This window comes from Phenylobacterium sp., from assembly GCF_036402295.1.
Classification (GTDB): Bacteria; Pseudomonadota; Alphaproteobacteria; order Caulobacterales; family Caulobacteraceae; genus Phenylobacterium.
Genome location: NZ_DASWTE010000424.1, coordinates 1 through 18,125, shown reverse-complemented (window position 1 = coordinate 18,125; position 18,125 = coordinate 1). Strand labels below are relative to the sequence as shown.

At 70.5% G+C, this 18,125-nt stretch carries 17 protein-coding genes and 1 pseudogene; 9 read left to right on the top strand and 9 right to left on the bottom strand.

Annotated features, from left to right (window positions below):
• Positions 1-192: 192 nt before the first annotated feature.
• Positions 193-411 (bottom strand): hypothetical protein, encoded by a 219-nt coding sequence (locus tag VGD44_RS24430; RefSeq protein ID WP_331091013.1) that lies wholly within the window; start codon positions 409-411, stop codon positions 193-195.
• A gap of 74 nt (positions 412-485) precedes the next feature.
• Between VGD44_RS24430 and VGD44_RS24425 the strand changes: the two genes are divergently transcribed.
• From VGD44_RS24425 to VGD44_RS24405, 5 genes are all read left to right on the top strand, one after another.
• On the top strand, positions 486-2,810 hold the full coding sequence (locus VGD44_RS24425) for an ATP-dependent helicase (protein WP_331091011.1): 2,325 nt from the start codon (positions 486-488) through the stop codon (positions 2,808-2,810).
• 22 nt (positions 2,811-2,832) lie between these two features.
• Positions 2,833-3,801: a magnesium and cobalt transport protein CorA gene (locus VGD44_RS24420; RefSeq protein WP_331091008.1), complete on the top strand. Its 969-nt coding sequence runs from the start codon at positions 2,833-2,835 to the stop codon at positions 3,799-3,801.
• Positions 3,802-3,838: 37 nt separating this feature from the next.
• Positions 3,839-4,306 (top strand): hypothetical protein, encoded by a 468-nt coding sequence (locus VGD44_RS24415; protein WP_331091006.1) that lies wholly within the window; start codon positions 3,839-3,841, stop codon positions 4,304-4,306.
• Positions 4,307-4,357: 51 nt separating this feature from the next.
• The gene (locus tag VGD44_RS24410; RefSeq protein WP_331091004.1) at positions 4,358-5,224 is read left to right on the top strand and encodes a 50S ribosomal protein L11 methyltransferase; all 867 of its coding nucleotides are present in this window, start codon (positions 4,358-4,360) and stop codon (positions 5,222-5,224) included.
• 79 nt (positions 5,225-5,303) lie between these two features.
• On the top strand, positions 5,304-5,708 hold the full coding sequence (locus VGD44_RS24405; RefSeq protein ID WP_331091002.1) for a hypothetical protein: 405 nt from the start codon (positions 5,304-5,306) through the stop codon (positions 5,706-5,708).
• Here VGD44_RS24405 and VGD44_RS24400 read toward each other — a convergent pair.
• The gene (locus VGD44_RS24400) at positions 5,705-6,052 is read right to left on the bottom strand and encodes a GIY-YIG nuclease family protein (protein ID WP_331091000.1); all 348 of its coding nucleotides are present in this window, start codon (positions 6,050-6,052) and stop codon (positions 5,705-5,707) included. The genes VGD44_RS24405 and VGD44_RS24400 overlap by 4 nt on opposite strands.
• 108 nt (positions 6,053-6,160) lie before the next feature.
• Between VGD44_RS24400 and VGD44_RS24395 the strand changes: the two genes are divergently transcribed.
• From VGD44_RS24395 to VGD44_RS24380, 4 genes are all read left to right on the top strand, one after another.
• Positions 6,161-7,975 (top strand): aminopeptidase P family protein, encoded by a 1,815-nt coding sequence (locus tag VGD44_RS24395; protein WP_331090998.1) that lies wholly within the window; start codon positions 6,161-6,163, stop codon positions 7,973-7,975.
• Positions 7,975-8,808 carry a class I SAM-dependent methyltransferase gene (locus VGD44_RS24390; protein ID WP_331090996.1) on the top strand — a complete coding sequence of 278 codons (834 nt, stop codon included), beginning with the start codon at positions 7,975-7,977 and terminating at the stop codon, positions 8,806-8,808. Before VGD44_RS24395 ends, VGD44_RS24390 begins: the two co-directional genes overlap by 1 nt.
• Before the next feature lie 67 nt (positions 8,809-8,875).
• Positions 8,876-9,805 (top strand): metallophosphoesterase, encoded by a 930-nt coding sequence (locus VGD44_RS24385; protein WP_331090994.1) that lies wholly within the window; start codon positions 8,876-8,878, stop codon positions 9,803-9,805.
• Between the two features lie 34 nt (positions 9,806-9,839).
• Complete coding sequence (locus VGD44_RS24380; protein WP_331090992.1) at positions 9,840-10,316, top strand: nuclear transport factor 2 family protein; 477 nt, start codon at positions 9,840-9,842, stop codon at positions 10,314-10,316.
• On the opposite strand, the gene VGD44_RS24375 is transcribed toward VGD44_RS24380, so the two are convergent.
• The 7 genes and pseudogenes from VGD44_RS24375 to VGD44_RS24345 form a co-directional block, all read right to left on the bottom strand.
• Complete coding sequence (locus VGD44_RS24375) at positions 10,313-10,834, bottom strand: hypothetical protein (protein WP_331090990.1); 522 nt, start codon at positions 10,832-10,834, stop codon at positions 10,313-10,315. The genes VGD44_RS24380 and VGD44_RS24375 overlap by 4 nt on opposite strands.
• The gene (gene ligA, locus VGD44_RS24370) at positions 10,831-12,909 is read right to left on the bottom strand and encodes an NAD-dependent DNA ligase LigA (protein ID WP_331090987.1); all 2,079 of its coding nucleotides are present in this window, start codon (positions 12,907-12,909) and stop codon (positions 10,831-10,833) included. The genes VGD44_RS24375 and ligA overlap by 4 nt, the downstream gene beginning before the upstream one ends.
• A gap of 156 nt (positions 12,910-13,065) precedes the next feature.
• Positions 13,066-14,763 carry a DNA repair protein RecN gene (gene recN / locus VGD44_RS24365; RefSeq protein ID WP_331090985.1) on the bottom strand — a complete coding sequence of 566 codons (1,698 nt, stop codon included), beginning with the start codon at positions 14,761-14,763 and terminating at the stop codon, positions 13,066-13,068.
• 184 nt (positions 14,764-14,947) lie between these two features.
• Positions 14,948-15,781: pseudogene (locus VGD44_RS24360) on the bottom strand (outer membrane protein assembly factor BamD); the annotation flags it as partial.
• 130 nt (positions 15,782-15,911) lie between these two features.
• On the bottom strand, positions 15,912-16,523 hold the full coding sequence (locus tag VGD44_RS24355; protein WP_331090983.1) for an MSMEG_1061 family FMN-dependent PPOX-type flavoprotein: 612 nt from the start codon (positions 16,521-16,523) through the stop codon (positions 15,912-15,914).
• 53 nt (positions 16,524-16,576) lie between these two features.
• Positions 16,577-17,470 carry a UDP-3-O-acyl-N-acetylglucosamine deacetylase gene (gene lpxC / locus VGD44_RS24350; RefSeq protein WP_331090981.1) on the bottom strand — a complete coding sequence of 298 codons (894 nt, stop codon included), beginning with the start codon at positions 17,468-17,470 and terminating at the stop codon, positions 16,577-16,579.
• A 198-nt stretch (positions 17,471-17,668) separates the two neighbouring features.
• The gene (locus tag VGD44_RS24345; RefSeq protein ID WP_331090979.1) at positions 17,669-17,887 is read right to left on the bottom strand and encodes a hypothetical protein; all 219 of its coding nucleotides are present in this window, start codon (positions 17,885-17,887) and stop codon (positions 17,669-17,671) included.
• Positions 17,888-18,125 lie beyond the last annotated feature (238 nt).

Sequence of the window (18,125 nt, the reverse complement as noted above, 5' to 3'; positions counted from 1 at the left end):
CCCGCCGGTCCCTCTCTCCGACACCGGCTGACGGCGCGCAGCGCCCCTTCAATGGCCCGCGGAAACACGCGGAAGGACGCGGAAAGAGCAGAACGAGCCCGGCGCCTCGCCAGGCCCGGCGCCCTTCCGCGTCCTTCCGCGTGCTTCCGCGGGCAATCATGACAGCGCCTGCGGCGCGCGGGGCGGTCGGAGTTACTTCGGCCGCGGCATCGGGTTGTCCGGGATGCGCGGCGCCTCCGGGATCCTCGGCGGTTCCAGGTCGGGGATCACGCGCGCCGCCGCGGCCGCGGTCTTCGCCACCTCGGTCGCCTCGTCGCGGCCCATCCAGGCGAAGATCAGCAGCGCGATCGCCAGTATCGCCACGGCGCCGGCGGCGAAAGCGGCCCAGGGGCTGGTCGAATGTCCGGTCACGCCGCCAAAACGGCCAGCCGCCCTGCGCCGTTCCGCCCCTTAAGCCGGCAAGCCTTTGTGCTACATATGTTCCGATGTCTCTGTTCGACTCGTCTCCTGAGCCCCGCATCTCCGACCTGGCGCGCGTCGACGCGCGGCCGGCCGACTACCTCGAAGGCCTGAACCCCGAGCAGCGCGAGGCGGTCGAGGCCGTCGAAGGCCCGGTGCTCGTCCTCGCAGGCGCCGGCACCGGCAAGACTCGCGTGCTGACCACCCGCCTGGCCCACATCCTGGCCACCGGCCGGGCGCGGCCGTGGGAGCTGCTCGCCGTCACCTTCACCAACAAGGCCGCGCGCGAGATGCGCGAGCGGATCGGCCACATCATCGGCCCCGCGTCCGAGGGCCTGCGCTGGCTCGGCACCTTCCACTCGATCGCCGCCCAGATCCTGCGCCGCCACGCCGAGCTGGTGGGCCTGAAGTCGAACTACACCATCCTGGACACCGACGATCAGGAGCGGCTGATCAAGCAGGTGCTCGAGGCCGAGAACATCGACACCAAGCGCTGGCCCCCGAAGATGCTGGCCGGGCTGATCGACCAGTGGAAGAACCGCGGCTGGCGCCCCGACCAGCTGCCGCCGGCGGAGTCGGCGCACTTCGCCAACAACCGCGGCCAGGCCCTCTACCGGCTCTACCAGGAGCGGCTGCGCATCCTGAACGCCTGCGACTTCGGCGACCTCCTGCTGCACAACCTGACCATCTTCACCAGCCAGCCCGACGTGCTGGCCGAGTACCACAACCGCTTCCGCTACCTCTTGGTCGACGAGTACCAGGACACCAACGTCGCCCAGTACCTGTGGCTGCGCCTGCTGGCCCAGAAGAGCCAGAACCTCTGCTGCGTGGGCGACGACGACCAGTCGATCTACGGCTGGCGCGGCGCCGAGGTGGACAACATCCTGCGCTTCGAGCGCGACTTCCCGGGCGCCAAGGTCGTGCGGCTCGAGCGGAACTACCGCTCGACCAGCCACATCCTGGCCGCCGCCTCGGGCCTCATCGCCGCCAACAAGGGCCGGCTCGGCAAGACCCTCTGGACCGAGGCCAACGACGGCGAGAAGGTCGTGGTCCGCGGCATCTGGGACGGCGAAGGCGAAAGCCGGCTCATCGCCGACGAGGTCGAGCGCGCCAAGCGCAAGGGCCGCCGGTACGCCGACATGGCGATCCTGGTCCGCGCCTCGTTCCAGATGCGTGCGTTCGAAGAGCGCTTCGTGATGCTGCAGATCCCCTATGTGGTGATCGGCGGCCCGCGCTTCTTCGAGCGCGCCGAGATCCGCGACGCCATTGCCTACCTGCGGCTGATCCAGTCTGAGGACGACGACCTGGCCTTCGAGCGGATCGTCAACGTCCCCAAGCGCGGCATCGGCGACACCACCGTCCAGAAGCTGCTGCAGATCGCCCGGGTGAACGGTGTCCCGGCCAGCGCCGCGGCGCGCCAGCTGGTGCTGACCGACGAGCTGGCCGCCAAGACCCGCACCTCGCTCGCCAACTTCCTGCGCGACATGGACCGCTGGCGCGCCGAGGCCGCCCGCGTGGACCACGCCCGCCTCATGGAGACCGTGCTGGAGGAAAGCGGCTACACCGACGCGCTCAAGCTCGACAAGTCGCCCCAGGCGCAAGGGCGCCTCGAGAACCTCAAGGAGCTTGTCCAGTCGATGGGCGGCTACGAGACCCTGGAGGCCTACCTCGAGCACGTCTCGCTGGTGATGGAGCTGGAGCGCGGGCCGCAGGCCGACAGCGTGCAGATCATGACGCTGCACCAGGCCAAGGGGCTGGAATGGCCGCTGGTCTTCCTGCCCGGCTGGGAGGAAGGCGTCTTCCCGTCCCAGCGCTCGATGGACGAGAAGGGCGAGAAGGGCCTCGAGGAGGAGCGCCGGCTGGCCTACGTGGGCATCACCCGCGCCCGCGAGGAGGCGCGCATCAGCTTCGCCGCCAACCGCCAGGTCTACGGCCGCTGGACCAGCCAGCTCCCCAGCCGCTTCGTCGACGAACTGCCGGTCGCCAATGTCGAGGCCAGCTCCGAGACCGGCTACTACGGCGGCGGCCCCGGCATGCAGCAGCACGGCAGCCGCTGGGACGCCGACCCCAGCTTCGGCGCGGGCTACGAGAGCCCGGGCTGGCGCAGGGCTCAGGCCAACCAGTACCGCGGCAGCCATCCGGGCCGCCAACAGGTCATCGAAGGCGACGGTCGCCTGGTCGCCACCTCCGACTCATCGGCCGCCTCGGACTACAAGCGCGGCGACCGCGTCTTCCACATCAAGTTCGGCTACGGCTCGGTGAAGGGCGTCGAAGGCAACAAGCTGACGGTCAGCTTCGACAAGGCCGGCGAAAAAAAGGTGCTCGACAGCTTCGTGGAGAAGCAGGGGTAATAGGCGGGGGAAGAGGGCGCACATGCCGATCGCGGCGGCCAGGGTCTATTCCGAGGGGCACCGGCTGCGGCACCTGCGGCTGCACGAGCTCGACGACCGCGCCGTCCAGCCCCACCAGTTCGCCTGGATCGGGCTGGTCGACCCCGAGCCCGCCGAGCTCGCCTTGCTCCAGGCCCGCTTCGGCCTCCACCCGCTGGCCGTCGAGGACGCGCTCTGCGAGCACCCGATGCCCAAGGTCAGCGTCTACGGCGACCAGATTTTCGTAGCCGCCCGCACCGCCCGCCTGGAGGGCGAGGAGATCGTCTACGGCGAGACCTGCGCCTTCCTCTGCAAGAACACCATCATCACCATCCGCCGCGGTTCGGCCCAGGCGTACACCGAGGTGCGCCGCCACCTGGAAGACGCGCCGGCGCTGCTCAGCCACGGCGTCGCCTACGTGCTCTATGCGCTGCTCGACTTCATCGTCGACCACTACCAGCCCATCGTCGACGAGATCGAGGAGGAGGTGCTGACCATCGAGCGCCGCTGCCTCGACGCCTTCCTCAGCCGCGCCGACGTCACCCACCTCTTCAACCTGCGCCAGGAGCTGACCCGCTTCCGCCGCATGCTGGGGCCCATGGAAGAAGTTTGCGCCCGCCTGGAGCACCTGCACCTGCCGTTCCTGGACGCCGGCGTGCGACCCTACTTCCGCGATGTGGGCGATCACGTCCGGCGCGTCTCCAGCGCCATCGAGGGCCTGCGCGACGTGCTGTCCTCGGTCTTCGAGGTGGCCAATCTGTTCGAACAACAGCGCCAGAACGACGTCAGCCGTCGCCTGACCGCCGGCGCCGCGATCCTGGCCGTGCCCACCATGATCTTCGGCCTCTACGGCATGAACTTCGAGTTTATGCCCGAGCTGCGCTGGCAATACGGCTACATGGTCGTGGTGGCGGTAGTGACGGCCATCTGCGTCGGGCTCTATTTCGCCTTCCGGCGGGCGAAATGGCTCTAGGCTGAAACCAACGACCGCGCCGCGCGTATCTGGGGCCATGCGGACCCTGATCCAGAACGCCGACCTCAGGCGCCTCTTCACCGGCGCAAGCCTGGCCGTCGTCGCAGGCCTCGCGATCGGCGCCGCCATCCAGCCCCCGCTGCAGGACCGCATCCTGGCGCCGCAGCAGCAGATGGCCGGCGGCGGAACGCGCAACTACGCCACGCCGAGCGAGGCCGGCATCGGCCTCTACCCAGGCCAGGTCCCCGAGTACGTGATCGGCACCAACTACACCCGCCCGCCGCCGATGACGGCGTATGAGGGCGCCTACGAAGAGGGCGCTGAGCCCACCGCCCACGACGCGACCGACTATGCGCAGACCGCCGAAGCGACGGCCCCGGCCCGCTGGGTCGTGGAGCCGCACCCGGCGCCGCTCTACCCGTCCGAGCGCGGCAACGCCTGGAACCCGTCGGACCTTCCCGAGGCGCCCGAGCCCCCGGTCGACACCGCCTCGCCCGCCGCCTGAGACGCTTCGCCCCTCGCCTTTCCGGAGCGCTGCCGCTATGGGCTCCCGCCCATGAGTGACGAGGCCATCCAGATCATCGCCCGCGGTCCCCGCGCGGTCGCCGAAGCCGCCGCGGCGGCGCTCGAGGCCGAGCCGGCCACCGAGGCCCTGACCTTCTCCATCCTGGAGGAGGACGAGGACCGCGACGTCTGGCGCATCGACGCCTTCCCGACCGAGGCCGACGAGCAGATGGCGATCCGCCGCGTCCTGGCGGTCTACGCCGACCTGCGTGTCAGCGAAGAAGTCCTGGCCGACGCCGACTGGCTGGCCATGGCGCTCTCGGGCTTGCCGCCGGTGCGTGCCGGCCGCTTCTTCGTCTACGGCGCCCACGACCGCGGCCTCGCGCCGGCCAGCACCGTGAACCTCCGCATCGAGGCGGGCGCCGCGTTCGGCACCGGCCACCACGGAACCACCGTAGGCTGCCTCCTGGCCTTCGACGAGCTGCTCAAGCGCCGCAAGTTCGGCCGCGTGCTGGACGTGGGTTGCGGCACCGGCGTGCTGGCGATCGCCGCCGCCCGCACCGGCTCGCCCGTCGCCGTCGGCACCGACATCGACCGCGTCTCGGTGCGCATCGCCAACGAGAACGCGAAGCTGAACGACGCGGGCGCCCGCTTCGTCCACGCCTTCGGCTTGGACGACCCGCTGGTGCGGAACGACGGCCCCTACGACCTGGTCTTCGCCAACATCCTGGCCCCGCCGCTGGTGGCGCTGTCGCAGGACATCAAGCGGGCGCTGCAGCCCGGCGGCCTGACCATCCTCTCGGGCCTGCTGCGGACCCAGGAGCGGCGCGTGACGGCGGCCTACACCTCGAAAGGCTTCCGGCTGGTCCGCCGCCTGCACCGCGACGCCTGGGCCACACTGGTGCTGAAGCGGCCGTAGACGCCGGAACCCGGCCCGGCGCGCCCACGTTCTTCCGGCCAAGTCCAAGCGGGGCCTTGAGAAGAAGGACGCTTCAGGAATGCCGGAAGTCGAACGCATCACGACCACCACCACCGAACCCGAGCGGGTGATCATCCGCCGTAGCGGCAACAGCGCCGGCTGGTGGATCGCGGCCCTGGTGGCCATCGTCGCCCTCGTGGCGGTGTTCTTCATCGTCACGAGCAACAACCCGACGTCTGACGAGCTGCAGGCCGCCCGCGACCGCGGCATCGCGGAAGCCAACCTCGCCAACGCCACGGCCAGCGCCCAGCAGGCGGCTTCGACCGCTGCTCAGGCCGCGCAGGATGCCGCGAGCGGCGCCGCCTCGGCCACCGAGACCGCCGCCAAGGCCGCCGCCGATCGCACTGAGCAGGCTGCAGCCGCTGCCGCGGACAACGCCGAGGACGTCGTCAGCGTCGAGCCGCCGTCGCCGCAAGAGCGCTAGCCGACGGCTTTCCTCGCCCCGAGCGCCGCCAGCCAGTGGCGCTCGCGGGCCTTGATCAGGTCGGCGCGTCCGAGTGGCGTCAGGTCCTCGTCGTCGAGGCGCTCCAGCACCTCGAAGCTGAAGGCCGCCTCGCCGCCGTGCGCGTTCCACGCGGACTGCATGGCCCTGTTCAGATGCCCGCCCGTGCGCAGGCCGAACCAGTGCCGCGTCTGCTGCGGCTCCACGTTAGGCGCGCCCGCCACCCAGACGTCGCCGGACGGCGCGCAGCGGACCGCATAGACCCCGGCTACGGTCTTCTTCTCCTTGAAGTCGCGGATCGCTTCTCTGCGGGCGTTCTTGTCCATGCGCGGCCCCATAGCCCTGTCGCGTGACAAAGTCAATTTTATCCGGACTAAATAAGCACGACGGCCACCCCTTTGCCGACGCCCGCCGAAGGGCTTACATCCCCGGCCATGCGTCAGACTTTCGATGAAACCACCGACCGTTCCTTCGGCCCGCGCCATGTGCCGCTGATCCGCCAGGCCATGGCCCAGCAGGGCCTGGACGGCTTCCTCGTGCCGCACGAGGACGAGCATCAGAACGAGTACCTGCCCGCCGCCAACGACCGCCTGGCCTGGGCCACCGGCTTCACCGGCTCGGCCGGCGCCGCTGTTATCCTGAAGGACAAGGCCGCCGTCTTCGTGGACGGCCGCTACACCCTGCAGGTCCGGGACCAGGTCGACAGCCAGCTGTTCGAGATCCGCGACCTCGTCGAGGGCGGCGTGCCGGCCTACCTGGAGACGGCGACGGCGCGCGGCCAGAAGATCGGCTACGACCCGCGCCTGCACAGCCCCGATGCACTCGGCCACCTGAAGGCCGCCGCCGCCAAGGCCGGCGCCGACCTGGTCGCCGTGAACGACAACCCGCTGGACCGCGCTTGGGGCCAGGCGCGTCCGCCGCAGCCGACCGCGCCGGTCGTGCCGCACCCGGCCGAGTACTCCGGCGAGGACTCCAACGCCAAGCGCGCCCGCGTCGGCGCCGCCGTGGCGGCCAAGGGCGGCGACGCCGCGGTGCTGACGGCGCCCTCGTCGATCGCATGGCTGTTCAACGTGCGCGGCGGCGACGTCATCCGCTCGCCCCTGCCGCTGGGCCAGGCGATCCTCAACAAGGACGGCACGGCTCGCCTCTTCCTCGACCCCGCCAAGGTGACCCCTGAGCTGCCCGCATGGCTGGGCAACCAGGTGCGGCTCGAGACGCCCGACGACCTGCCCGGCGCGCTCGCAGAGCTCCGAGGCCAGAAGGTCGTCGTCGATCCCGCCCAATCCTCGGCCTGGTACTTCGACACCCTGGAACGGGCCGGCGCCGCTGTGATCCGCAGCGAGGATCCCTGCGCCCTGCCCCGGGCCTGCAAGAATGCCGTCGAGATCCAAGGCACGCGCAACGCCCACGCCCGCGACGGCGCGGCGCTGACGAACTTCCTCCATTGGGTCGCCACCGAGGGCCAGACGAGCCCGCCGGACGAGATCACCGCGGTGACCAAGCTGGAACGCTTTCGCGAAGCCACCGGCGCGCTGAAGGACCTCTCGTTCGACACCATCGCCGGCGCCGCCTCGAACGGCGCGATCGTCCACTACCGGCCCACCGAGCGGCTCAACAAGCGAACCGAAGTGGGTTCCCTGCTGCTGATCGATAGCGGCGCCCAGTACCTGGACGGCACCACCGACGTCACCCGCACTGTCGCCATCGGCGAGCCCACGGCCGAGATGCGCCAGCGGTTCACCCTGGTGCTGAAGGGCCATCTGGCGCTGGCGGCGATCCGCTTCCCGCCGGGCACCACCGGCTCGGCCATCGACGTTCTCGCGCGCGCTGCGCTGTGGACCCACGGCCTCGACTACGACCACGGCACGGGCCACGGCGTGGGCTGCTACCTGGGCGTCCACGAGGGCCCGCAGCGGATCTCCAAGGCGCCCAACACCGTCGCCCTGAAGCCCGGCATGATCCTTTCGAACGAGCCAGGCTACTACAAGGAAGGCGGCTACGGCATCCGCATCGAGAACCTGCAGGTGGTGACAGAGGCTGCCCAGGTCCCGGGGGGCGAGCGGGCGATGCATGGCTTCGAGACCCTGACGTTGGCGCCCATCGACCGCCGCCTCGTCGACCGCGACCTTCTGACCGCTGAAGAGCGCGCCCAGTTCGACGCCTACCACGCCCGCGTGCGCGAGGTGGTGGGGCCGCTGGTCGAACCCGAAGTGCGCAGCTGGCTCACCGACGTGACGGCGCCGATCTGATGGGCGAAGACCCCAACGCTCAGCAGATCGCCTACTGGAACGAGCAGGCCGGGCCGACCTGGGCGGCGGAGCAGGCCGCGCTGGACCGCCAGCTCGCGCCGCTGGGCCACCGCGCCATGGCCGAGCTCGACCTGTCGCCCGGCCAGCGCGTCCTGGACGTCGGCTGCGGCGCCGGCGAGACGACGCTGGAGCTGGCCGCCCAGGGCGCCGAAGCCGTGGGCGTCGACATCTCCCGGCCGCTGCTGGACGTGGCGCGCCGCCGCGCGCAGGGCGCCGCCGGCGTGACCTTCCTCGAGGCCGACGCCCAGGCGCACGCCTTCCCGCCAGCCAGCTTCGACGCGGTCTTCTCGCGCTTCGGAGTGATGTTCTTCGCCGATCCGACGGCGGCCTTCGCCAACCTGCGGCGCGCGCTGAAGCCGGGCGGCCGGCTGGCCTTCGTCTGCTGGCGCCGGCCCGACGAGAACCCCTTCATGACCGCGCCGATGATCGCGGCCCTGCAGCACGTCCCCGCACCGCCCCCGCCGCCCGACCCGACGGCGCCCGGCCCGTTCGCCTTCGCCGATCCCGAACGCGTGCGGGACATCCTCGCCGCCGGCGGCTTCACGGACATCGCGCTCACGCCACACGACGAGAAGATCGGGCGCAACGACCTCGACACCGCCCTGGCGCTCGCCCTGAAGGTCGGCCCGCTGGGCGCGCTGCTGCGCGAGAACCCGGACCGGCGCGACACCGTGATCGGCGCCGTGCGCGCGGTGCTGGCCGCGCACGACGGCCCGGACGGCGTGACCCTGGATTCCGCCTCCTGGATCGTCACGGCCCGCGCCCCCGCCTGAGCCGTCATCAAATTGAGGCCCGAACGGCGGCAGGCTAGGGTCGCGGTATCAGGCGAAGGGGCGTCCAATGGCGGATCGGCGGTTTGCGCGGCGCGAGGTGCTGCTCACCGGGCTTGCGGCGGCGACACTCCCGTCGGCGACGCTCGCCCAGGCCCAGCCCGACCTCGCCTTCCTGGCGGTCGGCGACTGGGGCCGGCGCGGCAGCCAGGACCAGCGCCCCGTGGCCGCCCAGATGGCGAAGACGGCCCGCGCCCTTGGGTCCGAGTTCACGACCACGGTCGGCGACAACTTCTATGAGGACGGCGTCCAGTCGGTCTCCGACTCGCACTGGCGACAGTCGTTCCTCGACGTCTACGACCCGTCGGATCTGGAAGTCTGGTATCCCACGCTGGGCAACCACGACTACCACGGCGCGCCCGACGCCCAGGTGGCCTTCACCCGCGTCGACATCCGCTGGCGGCTGCCGGCCCGCTACCATCGCCACCGCGTGACGACGTCGAAGAGGGCCAAGGTGGACCTCTTCATGATCGACACCTCACCGATCGCCGACGTGCGCTACCGGCCGAAGAGCCCCGACATCGCCATCCAGAAGGCCTGGCTGAAGTCCGAGCTCGCGGCGTCCGACGCGGACTGGAAGCTGGTGTTCGGCCACCACACGGTGGTCTCCAGCGGCGGCAGCGGGCGGGTCTATCCGGACCTCTCCGGCTGGCTCGTCCCGCTGCTGAAGCAGCATGGCGTCCAGGCCTACATCTGCGGCCACGACCACCACCTCGAGCACCTCGTGCACGAGGGCATGACCTATATCATCACCGGCGGCGGCTCGCAGGGCGACCCACTGAAGGCTCGGAAGCATCCCGGCTTCAAGGCGGGCTGGGGCGTCGCCGGCTTCACCGCCTTCAAGATCACGGGCGACACCCTGACGGTCGACTTCATCGCCAAGGCCGGCCAGACGCTGGGCAGCGCTCGGGTCCCGAAGGCGGCGTTGATCCCGGCCTAGACCGCGTGTCTCCTGCGCCGATCAGGAGACCCCGATGCGACGATTCCTTCTGGCTGCGGCCCTGGCGCTTGGCTGCGCCCTTCCCGCCTCGGCGGCGGATCCGGAGGAGGCCGCGATCGTCGGCCAGATCGAGCGGTTCTTCGGGGCCATGCGCGCCCAGGACGCGGCGACCATCAAGACGGTGCTGCTCGACGACACGACCTTTTCCGCCCAGCGCTCAGGGCCGGAGGGCTTCAAGCTCAGCCGCATCCCCGGCAAGGACTTCGCTGATCGCGTGAGCGGCCAGAAGGGCCTCGACGAGCGGATGTGGGACCCGACGGTCATGCGCCGCGGACCCATCGCCATGGTCTGGGCGCCCTACGAGTTCCGCCTCGACGGCAAGACGACCCACTGCGGGATCGACGTGTTCGACATGGTCAAGGTCGAGGGGACCTGGCGGATCGCCCACCTGATGTGGACCCAGGAGCCCGACGCCTGCGCTGAGCTGAAGGCCAAGCGGAAGACGCCCTAAGGCTTCACCACATAGCCCTCGGCAGGCGAGATCCAGCGCATGCGCTGGTCCAGCTCGCGGCGACGCACGCCGTCCACCGTCACTTCGCCCACCAGGCCGGGCCCGTCGGCGCGGTAGACGGTGCAGAACTCCTTGTCGAGGAACGGCGCGTAAGCCGGCGCAATCGCCTTGCGGACGGCGTCCGCGTCGGTGGCGTCGGCGGGCGTGCCGTCGATCACGAAGCTCGCCGTCTCCAAGTCGCGCATGCGGATGGCGCCGCAGACCGCGCCGGCCTTCACCTCCACCGGCGCCTTCGTCGTCATGATGATCTGGGGGCTCGCGGCCATCAGCACCGTGGCGGTGTTCTGGATCACGCCCTGGGCGTCCTTCGCATAGGCGCCGATGGAGACGCAGGTCTTCCGCTCCACGTTCGGGCCGTAGCACTGCACCTGGCCCTTCAGCGACGGCGCCAGCGGGTCGGCGCTATCGGCGGTGACTGGGCCGGGCGCGAAGGCCAGCAGGAACGCGAGCAGGCTCATCCGGCCACCATGGCGATCCACTCGTCCTCGGTCATCACCTGGATGCCCAGGTCGGTGGCGGTCTTGAGCTTCGAGCCGGCGCCGGGACCGGCCACCACCAGGTCGGTCTTCTTCGACACCGAGCCCGAGCCCTTGGCCCCAAGCCGCTCGGCCTGGGCCTTGGCCTCGTCGCGAGTCATCCGCTCCAGCGCGCCGGTGAAGACCACGGTCTTGCCGGCGACGGCGGTGTCGGTCTTGGGCTTCTCGGCGTCCTGCACCGCGAGCTGGCCTTTCAGGTCCAGCACCATCGCGCGGTTGTGGTCCTCGGCGAAGAAGGCGGCGGCGGCCTCGATCACCGCGTCGCCGATCTGATCCATGGCGTCGAGCTCCTCGATCGCCTCGGGGTCGCGCGCCGCCACCTTGTCCATGGCTTCGAGGAAGGCGTCGACGGTGTGATAGCCCCGGGCCATGACCACCGCCGTGGTCTCGCCGATGTGGCGGATGCCCAGGCCGTAGATGAAGCGGTCGAGGCTGACCTTCCGGCGCGCCTCGATTCCCTCCATCAGGTTCTTCACGCTGGTCTCGCCGAACCGTTCGATGGCCAGCAACTCGTCGCGCTTCTCGTGCAGGCGGAAGATGTCGGCGGGGGCGTTCAGCCAGCCGCGCTCGTTGAAGAGCGTCAGCTGCTTCTCGCCCAGGCCCTCGATGTCGAAGGCGCGGCGGCCGACGAAGTGGCGCAGGTGGGCCAGCTTCTGGAACGGGCAGGCGAGTTCGCCCGAGCAGCGGCGCACCACCGTCTCGGCGCCCGAGGCCGTGGTCTCGCGCACCACGGGCGTCTTCAGCGGGCACGGACATTCGTGCGGGTATTCGTAGGGCACGGCGCCCTTCGGCCGCTCCTCGAGCACGACGCCCAGGATCTGTGGGATCACGTCACCGGCCCGCTGCAGGATCACGGTGTCGCCGACGCGGACGTCGAGGCGGGCGATCTCGTCGGCGTTGTGCAGGGTGGCGTTGGTGACCACGACGCCGCCGACGGTCACGGGCGTCAGCCGCGCCACGGGCGTCAGCGCGCCGGTGCGACCCACCTGGATGTTGATGGCCTCCAGCACGGTGCGGGCCTGCTGCGCGGGGAACTTCCGGGCCACGCCCCAGCGCGGCGCGCGGCTGACGAAACCCAGCCGCCCCTGCCAGTCCAGCCGGTCGACCTTGTAGACAACGCCGTCGATGTCGAAACCGAGATGCGGGCGCTCGGCCTCCATCTTCTCGTAGGCGGCCTTGAGGCCCTCGGGCCCCTTCACGCACTGCGACTGCGGCGTGACCGGGAAACCCCATGCCTTGAGCTTCCGCAGCGCCTCCCACTGGGTCTCGGCGAAGGGGCTGCTGATGAAGCCCCAGGCGTAGGCGAAGAAACGCAGGGGACGCTGGGCGGTGATCTTGGAGTCGATCTGTCGCAGCGAACCGGCAGCGGCGTTGCGCGGGTTGGCGTAGGTCTTCTGTCCGGCCGCAGCGGCCGCCTCGTTGAGCGCCGCGAACTCGGCGTGGCCCAGGTAGACCTCGCCGCGAACCTCGATGACGTCGGGCCAGCTGGATCCCGCCAGCTTCTGGGGGACCTCCTTCACCGTGCGGATGTTGTTCGTGACGTCCTCGCCCACCCGGCCGTCGCCGCGCGTGGCGGCCTGGACCAGCACGCCGCTCTCGTAGCGGATCGAGCAGGACAGGCCGTCGATCTTGGGCTCGGCGGTGTAGCTGACCTCCTCCTCCAGCCGCAGGAACCGCCGCACTCGAGCATCGAACTCCAGCGCGTCCTCGTCGGAAAAGGCGTTGTCGAGGCTGAGCATCGGCACGCCGTGCTCGACCGGCGCGAACTGTTCCGACCGCGTAGCCCCGACCCGCAGGCTGGGCGAGTTGTCCCGCACGAGGTGCGGGAAGCGCGCCTCGATCTCGCTGTTCCGGCGCTTGAGGACGTCGTAGTCCGCGTCCGAGATCGTCGGGTCATCCTGCTGGTGATAGCGGATGTCGTGCGCGGCGATCTCGTCGGCGAGCTTGGTGAGCTCGTCGACGGCTTCGGCTTCCGTGAGGTCGGCGACGGGCTTCAATTCTCCCTCCCCTTCATGAGGAGGGTCGACGCGCCGTCGGGCGCGCGGGGTGGGGAAACGAGGGGAAGGCCACCGAGGCCGCTGACGATCTTCACTTCCCTACCCGTCTGTCGCTTCGCTCAATCCACCCTCCCCATAAAGGGGAGGGAAAAGCGATCAAGCATCCATCAGCGCCCGGGCCGCCGCCCGCGCGGCGTCGGTGATCTGGGCGCCGGCGAGCATGCGGGCGATCTCCTCCTCGCGGTCGGCGGCGTCGAGCACCTCGACGGCCGTGCGCACGTGGTCGGCGCCGCCGGCCTTGGCGATGCGCCAGTGAGCCTCGGCGCGGGCGGCGACCTGCGGGCTGTGGGTCACGACCAGCACCTGGGCCGCGGCGGCCAGGCGCTTCAGGCGCAGGCCCACCGCGTCGGCCACGGCCCCGCCGACGCCCTGGTCCACCTCGTCGAAGATCATCAGCGGCTGGGGGCCTGACCCGCGCCCGGCCAGCGCGGCCTTTAGCGCCAGCGCGAAGCGGGCCAGTTCGCCGCCCGAGGCGATGGCGCCCAGGTCACCGAACGGCGCACCGGGATTGGTGGCGATCTCGAAGGCCACGCGGTCGAGGCCGGCAGGCCCTGCGCGGTCCTCCGGGAGCGCCTCGACCGCCACCCGGAAGCGCGCCTTCTCCAGCTTGAGCGGCGCGAGCTCGGCCATCACCGCGGCCGCCAGCGCCTCGCCTGCCGTGCGCCGTCCGGTCGAGAGCTCCTGGGCGGCCGAAAGGTAGGCGGCCCGCGCCGCGGCCTGCTCCGCCTCGGCGGCCTTCAGCGTCTCGTCGGCCGTCTCGACGGCGCGCAGGCGCTCGGCGAACTGCACGCGTAGCGTCGGCAGCTGCTCGACGGCGACGTTCAGCTTGCGCGCCAGGCCCCGCAGGTCGAACAGCCGCTCCTCCGCCTTCTCCAGGCGGTCCGGCTCGAAGTCGAAGGCCGTGGCGGCGCTGTCGATGGCGGCCTCGGCCTCGCCGGCCTCCACCAGGACCCGGTCCAGCGCCTCGGCGGCGGCGGCCAGGCGGCTGACGGCTGGGCCGTCGGCTGCGGCGCCGGCGGTCATGGCCCGCTCGCGCGCCCGCTCCAGCGCGCGGATGGCGGTGGCCACCTTGCCGCCGAGGCCGTCGAAGGTGTCGCGGGCCTGGCCGATGTCGGCGAGCGCCTTCTCGGCGGCGCCCAGGATGGCGCGCTCCTCGGCCAGCGCCGCCTCCTCGCCGTCGCGTGGGTCCAGCCGGTCGAGCTCGGAGAGGCGGAAAGTCAGCTCCTCGACCTCGGCGGCCGAACGGGCGGCGTCGGCTCGCAGGGCCTCGACGCGCTCCCGCGCCTCGCGCCACGTCCCCCAGGCCCCACCCACGGCCAGGCGGCGGCTCTCGAGGTCCCCGTAGGCGTCCAGCAGCGGCCGGTGCGTGCGCGCGTCGAGCAGGCCCACGGTCTCATGCTGGCCGTGCACCTCCAGCAGCGCCTCGCCCAGCTCCTTCAGCACACCGACGCCCGTGGCCTGGTCGTTGACGAAGGCGCGGCTGCGGCCATCGGCGCTGAGCGACCGGCGCAGCACCAGGTCCTCGTCCTTGGCGTAGGCGAGCCCCTTCTCCTCCAGGATCTCCCACACGGGATGGGCGGGCGTCGGGGCGAAGACGGCGGTCGCCACCGCCTGGGCCGCGCCGCGGCGCACGAGGCCCGCGTCGCCGCGCGCGCCCGTCGCCAGGCCAAGCGCATCGAGGATGATCGACTTCCCCGCCCCTGTCTCGCCGGTGAGCGCAGTCAGGCCCGGGCCGATGGACAGGTCCAGGGCCTCGATCAGCACCACGTCGCGGATCTGGAGACCGATCAGCATCGCCGCGGAGGATCGCTTGGAATCAGGCGGGAATGAAGGGCCGCGACGCCTATTCGCTGGGCGGCGTTTCCGGGGCCGGTTTCACGACGGGCTTCTCTTCCTTCTTGCCGAACGGCAGGCGGAAGATCGTCTTCTTGTCGGCGTCCTTGGAGGCCTGGACCGCGACGTTCGGGTCCTGCGCCTTCGGCGGCTGGATGGTCTTGTTCTTGTCGCGCGTGAACGGCAGCCGCAGAATCCCGCGGCCGCCCGACTTCGGCTCGACCGCCGGGCGCAGGCCCTTGGACGTGAGCAGCTTGTAGGCGTCGCCGTACCAGGGGTCGCCGGGGTAGTTGTAGCCCAGCACCGCGCCGTTCCGCTTGGCCTCTTCCAGGAGGCCGAGGGTCAGGTAGCTCTCGACCAGCCGGTACAGCGCCTCGGGCGTGTGGCTGGTGGTCTGGTAGCGGTCGACGACGTTGCGGAAGCGGTTCGTGGCGGCCAGCGTGTCGCCCTGGCGCAGGTACCAGCGGCCGATGGTCATTTCCTTGCCGGCCAGCTGGTCGTTGACCATGTCGATCTTCAGCCGTGCGTCCGAGGCGTATTCGGTGCGCGGATAGCGCTGGACCACGTCGCGCAGGGCGCTCAGCGCCTGGCCCGTGGCCGCCTGGTCGCGGTTCACGTCGACGATCTGCTCGAAGTAGCAGATGGCCTTGATGTAGTGGGCATAGGCCGCCGTCGGATTGCCCGGGTAGAGCTGGATGAAGCGGTCGGCGTCGCCGATCGCCTCGTTGTAGTCGTTGCCCTGATAGTGGGCGTAGGCCTGCATCAGGATCGAGCGCCGCGACCACTCCGAATAGGGGTGCTGGCGCTCCACTTCCTGGAAGTAGTTCACCGCCTGGTTCCACTGGCGGCGGTCCAGCCGGTCGGCGCCCGTCGCGTAGAGCAGCTCCACGGGCCGCTCCTCATAGGCCAGGCGCGGCTTCTTCTTGTTGCCTGAGCAGGCGGTCAGGGCGAGAGCGCAGGCGGCGGTGACCAGAACCACCTTCGTAGACGTTCGAACCGAAGACACCTTCACCTCAAGACGAGCGCGCGCCCCCACGCGGGGAGTCGCTTCTACACTACCACTTGTGGCGAGCAAACGGCGGCGGGGTCGCACTTTCGCGCGAGCGGCGTCACAGCGTCTGCTTCAGGCCCTCGACCTGCTGTTCGTGGGTGGTTTCGGGCTTTCCGAGGCCCAACTGGTCCATGACCATCTCGGATAGCGACGGCAGGGTCGCACGGTCCACCTTGTGGCTGTCGCCCCAGAGGTCGGCGCGCATCAGGGCCTTCGGACAGTGGAGGTAGGCCTCGCGCACCTCCACCTTCAGCAGCGTCTTCGGGACCTTGCCGAACTCCTCGAAGGTCTTGGCCAACTCGTCATCCACGACGAGGCTCGCCGGGCCGTTCACCCGGTAGATGTCGTCGACCCCGGGGATCATGAACATCAGCCCCACCTCGCCCGAGCCCTCGGCGATATTGCGCAGCGAATCCAGGCGGTTGTTGCCGGGACGGTCCGGCATCAGCAGGCTCTTGCCATCCTCGGAGACCCGCACGAACCCCGGCCCGCCGCCGCGCGGCGAGACGTCGACGCCGCCGCTCGGGCCGACGCTGGCCAGCGCCACGAACGGCGAGAGTTCGATGAACCGCCGGCCGTGCTTGTCCACGACCCCGATGTCCTTGGCCACGGTCAGCTTGTGCGGCGAGTTGTAAAGCCGGTTGAGCTCGGTGATCGCGTCGTCGGCCATGGCAGGTCCTCCTGCCAGGCACTAGACCCTATCTGCGAACCGCTCGCAAGAAATCAGCCCGCCTCGCGCAGGTCCTCGGCCATGGTGCAGACGCGCCAGGCGTCGGGGCGGGCCAACAGCGCGCGGACCAGGGCGTTGTTCAGGCCATGGCCGGCCAGCACGCCTTCGAACCGGCCCAGGATCGGGCCGCCCAGCACGTACAGGTCGCCGATGGCGTCCAGCGCCTTGTGGCGGACGAACTCGTCGGGGCGGCGCAGGCCTTCCGGGTTCAGCACCCGGTCGCCGTCGATGACGACGCAGTTGTCCATCGAGCCGCCGCGGGCCAGGCCCATGGCGCGCAGGGCCTCGACCTCACCCAGGAAGCCGAAGGTGCGGCAGTCGGCCAGCTCGTCGCGGAACGTCTGCTCGTCCATTTCCAGGTCGATCGTCTGGGTCCCGATGGCGGCGGTGGGGAACTGGATCTCGAAAGCGACCTCGAAGCCGTCGGCCGGGCGCAGCGTCGCGCGCTTGTCGCCATCGACCACCTCGACGACGTCCAGGATCTCGATGTAGCCGCGGGCCGCCTCCTGCGGGCGCAGCCCGGCGCGGTCGAGGATGCGGATGAACGGCAGCGACGAGCCGTCCATGATCGGCATCTCGGGGCCATCGACCTCGACCACGGCGTTGTCGACGCCAAGCATGGCGAAGGCCGCCATCAGGTGCTCGATGGTGGCGACGGTGACGTCGGCGGCGTTGCCGATCACGGTTCCCAGCTGGGTCTTGCAGACCGCCTCGCCGCTCGCCGGCACGACGTTGTCACGGTCGCGCACGTCGGTGCGCACGAAGACAATGCCGGTGTTGGCCGCGGCCGGCCGCACGTTCACGCGGGTGTATGCGCCGGTGTGGACGCCCACGCCGGCGAACAGCGCCGGAGCGCGGACAGTATGCTGGAACTCTGGCGCGGCCAAAGGCGGACCTTCCTGCAACGAGACGCGGTACAAAACCGACCTTAAGTCCCCCAACGTCCGGCTAAGCCGATTGATGCAGCGCAGCAAAACACTTGGTGTTTCGCAATGTTTCGCTGCCGCTTGCAGACCCGGGATGGTCGCTCAAGTCGTTGTTTCTATGCAGACTTCAGTCCGCCGCCGCGGTGTGGCGGCAAAGCCTCAGACGGCGGGGTAAAGCTGGGTTCCGACGAGGTTTCGGGCCCTGTCCAGGATGCGCACCTGCACCGCCCGGCCCAGCTTCGCGAGGCACGCCGCAAGCCGCTTGGCCTGGGCCTCGGCGCGGGCGCCGGACCGGAACACAATGGGCTCGAGACCCGCACAGAGCACCGCCCAGCCGTTGGCCAGGGGCGAGACCCAGATGACGCGGTGACCGCTCATGGAAAGTCCTCCCGAAGTGGGCTCCGAGAGGACTCTTACCAACTCGCGCCTTGGCGCGGTGTGACGATTTCGTGGAGTTTTAGAGTTGCGCTAGAGCCTCAATTCGCGAGCCGGCGCAGGAACGAGGGGATCTCGAGATCCTCGTTCTGTTCGGCCTCCTCCGGAAGCTGGGCTTCCAGCGGCTGGGCGCCGCCGCGGACGGGGGCCGGCTGCGGCGCACGGGCGACCGGCGCGTGGG